Consider the following 3,408-nt stretch of genomic DNA (forward strand, 5'->3'; position numbering starts at 1 on the left):
ACCCGCCACCGGACCGGCCGCCGTACCTGCGGGCGGCGCCGCACCGCCGCCGCCCGGGCACCCGTTTCCACCGCCGCCGTCCGGCGGGGCCGGCTTCACCTCCCGGTACGGTTTCGTTCGCCCTCGGGAGGGCCGGTATCTGGCCGGGGTCTGCGCCGCCGTCGGCCGGGCCACCAACACCGACCCGGTGCTCTGGCGGGTGATCCTCGCCGTGCTCGGCTTCTTCGGCGGCGTCGGCATCCTGGTCTACGTCGCCGCCTGGCTGATCATCCCGGGCGAGGGCGACAGCGCCTCTCCGGTGGAGTCGATGCTGGGCCGCGGCCGGTCGAGCATGTCCCCGGTCACGGTCATCGTGCTCGCCGTTCTGGTCGCCGTGGGCTTCGGCTACATCGTCACCGACCCGTTCCGGGCGGTGCTGCTCGGCGCGGCGATCCTGATCGGGGGCGCACTGCTGCTCAACCGGGACGGCCACCCGCCGCGCCCGGCCCCGGTGCCCGACGCAGAGCGTGCACCGGCACCGCCCGCCACGCCACCGGGTCCGGTGCCGCCCGTCAGTTTCCCCGCGCCCGGTCTGTTCACCCCGCCGCCGCCCGCCGAACCGGCCCTGTCGCCGGGGGGGCCGGTGCCGTCGTACGGGCCGGTCCCGCCGGGGTCGGCGTCGCAGGAGCGTACCGCCGAACTCCCCGCCTGGCCGTCGGTCGCCGCCGGGGCGGGTTTCCCCGGTGGTGTGTCGTCGGCCTCGACACCGTCCGCGCCCGGCGTGACCGCCGCACTGCCGCCCGGCTACCGGCCGCCCTTCGCCCCGCACGGCCCGTACGCCGGACCGCCCGCGCCACCGGCCCCGTCGGTACCGCCCCCGAAGCCGCCGAAACGACCCCGGGAACGGTCCCCGCTGGGCGGCATCACCTTCTCGTTGATCTTCCTGGTCCTGGGCGTGGTGGCGATCCTCGACCTGCTCGGTGCCTTTCCCATCGGCGCCGCCGCGTACTTCGCCGCCGCGCTGGCCACCATCGGCTTCGGGCTGCTGGTCGGCACCTGGTTCGGCCGGGCCCGCTGGTTGATCGCGCTGGGGCTGGTCACGGCGGCGGCGCTCGGCGTGGCGACGGTGGCCGAATCGTACGACCGGGTCCGCGGCGTCGACGGCAACGTCACCTGGGCCCCGACCGACCGGCGTGACCTCGCCGACCGGTACGAGAACAACTTCGGTGACGCCACCCTCGACCTGCGCGGGGTGGACCTCGACGGGCAGGACGTCCAGGTCACCGTGGCGGTCAACTTCGGTCAGGCCACGATCGTGGTGCCACCGAACGTCGACGTCACCACGGTCGCCGACGTCAACGCCGGGGAGGCCAGCGTCTTCGGCCGGCAGTCGACGGGGGTCAACGGCCGGCTCCGCGAGGCGGTCGACCTGGGGCCGGACGGCACGGGCGGCGGCAAGCTGCGGCTCTACGTCCACGTCAACGGCGGCAACCTGGAGGTGACCCGATGAGGGCGCACCGCACCGACCTCGTCTCGCTCCTGTTCGGGCTGCTCTTCGTCGGGTTCTCGCTCTGGTGGCTGCTCGCACAGATCCTCGGGCTCGCCCTGCCGCCGATCGGCTGGTTCCTCGCCGGTGCGCTGCTGTTGATCGGGCTGCTCGGCCTGGTGGGGGCGCTGCGTTCGGGTCGGCACGACCGGCGAACCGACGGCCCGGCGGAATCCGGGACGAACCCGGAGCCCGTCGCGCCGGCCGGAGCCGGAACTCGCCGCGCCGACGAGTGGCTCACCGAGGTGGTCGAGGGCCAGCCCGTCACGGCAGAGGCGGTCGAGGAGCGGGCCGCGGTCGAGGACCGGCCCGTCGAGGCGATCCAGGACCGGGCCGCCGACGCACCGGAGCAGGGCACCACCCGGTGACCGGCCCTCGGGCGGGGAGGCGACATCCGCCGCCTGAGCACGGCGGTGCGCCCGCCGGTCACCGGCTCGTATGCTGGCCGGTGGAGATTCCGCCCTCCACCGGTCTCGCCCGCCGCACCGCCGGCGGCCACGGCCGAGCCGTCGCGTGGTCAGGACCCGTCCGCCTCGGACGGGACCAGGCCGGCAGAGGCGGATCCGTCGCGATGCCCGTCTCTACGTCGTCAGGAGCCCGCCCGACATGACCCAGTCCCCCGCCGTGCCCACCTCCGGCCGGTCCGGTTCGGTCCGCATCGGCGAGCGCGCCGCCCGTACCCTCGTCGCCGAGCTCGCCCGGCGTAACGACCCGAAGGCCGCCCTGCTGGTCGGCGCGACCGCGGGGTCCGCAGCGCTGGCCGCGGCGATCGACGCGCTGCTGCCCGGCGACACCCTCACCGTGGTGCCGGCCGAGTCCGCCGACGCCGCCGAGCTGCGCGAGCACGTCACGGCCCAGGGCAACTGGGTGGCCGACCGGGTACGCGTCGTCGGCTCCCTCGCCGAGGCCGACGCCGCCGAGGTCGTGATCGCCGCCGAGCCCCTGGCCGGCACCGCCGAGCAGGCCCGGGCGACCGTCGACGGCCTGGCCAAGTACCTCACCGACGGTTCGGTGCTGAGCGTGTCCACGCCGCTGTTCGGCAGCGAGGGGGCCACCGCCGAGCTGGACCGGCAGGGGGTGCTGCACGGCGTCCGCACCGACCTGGTGCTGCGCAACTCCCCGCCGGTACGGGTCCACCACCTGCGGTTCACCCCGGCCAGCCCGGCGCTCGCCGCCCGCCTGGCTCCGGCCCACCGCCCCTCCAGCGTGCCGCTGACCCGGGGCATGCACATCGACTCCAACGGGGTGGCCGCGGCCGGCATCGCCCTCGGCCTGGCGGCGGCGGCGAAGGTGGCCCGGCCGAAGTCGAAGCTCTGGCTGCTGCCGGCGCTCGCCGCCGCTCCGGTGGCGGCGTTCTTCCGTGACCCGGAGCGGGACGTTCCGGAAGACCCGTCGGCCGTGGTCGCCGCCGCCGACGGTCAGGTGCTGTCGGTGCAGCGGCTGCACGACGAGCGGTTCGGTGACGGCGAGTGGCTTCGCGTGGCGGTCTTCCTGTCGGTGCTGGACGTGCACGTCAACCGGGCCCCGGTGGCCGGCAAGGTGGTCGACTACTTCGTCGCCGACGGTGGTTTCGTCAACGCGATGAAGCCGGACGCCGAGCACAACGTGGCGGCGTACACGGTGCTGGACACCGAGCACGGCCGGGTCGTGGTGGCGCAGCGTACCGGGCTGATCGCCCGCCGGATCGTGCAGCGGGCGCCGATCGGGGCGCTGCTGGCCAGGGGCGAGCGGTTCGGGCTGATCCGGTTCGGTTCGCGCACCGACGTCTACCTGCCGGCCGACGCCGCCGAGCCGCTGGTGGGCCCGGGCGACAAGGTGGTCGGCGGCGCCACGGTCATCGCCCGCTGGCGCTGAGCACACCGGAAGGGGGGCACCGCGTACGC

Annotated in this window: 2 protein-coding genes and 1 pseudogene; all 3 read left to right on the forward strand. The window is 75.5% G+C overall.

The genetic code is table 11. From position 1 onward, the window contains the following. A partial coding sequence (locus tag E1182_RS29860; protein WP_132271064.1) for a PspC domain-containing protein occupies positions 1-1,489 on the forward strand: 1,489 nt, incomplete at its 5' end. After that, positions 1,486-1,669, forward strand: a pseudogene (locus tag E1182_RS33125) (hypothetical protein); the annotation flags it as partial. The gene E1182_RS29860 and the pseudogene E1182_RS33125, both read left to right, overlap by 4 nt. Before the next feature lie 462 nt (positions 1,670-2,131). Further along, on the forward strand, positions 2,132-3,379 hold the full coding sequence (locus E1182_RS29870) for a phosphatidylserine decarboxylase (protein ID WP_132271067.1): 1,248 nt from the start codon (positions 2,132-2,134) through the stop codon (positions 3,377-3,379). Positions 3,380-3,408: the final 29 nt, after the last annotated feature.

It is taken from the genome of Micromonospora sp. KC721 (assembly GCF_004348355.1).
Taxonomy (GTDB): domain Bacteria; phylum Actinomycetota; class Actinomycetes; order Mycobacteriales; family Micromonosporaceae; genus Micromonospora.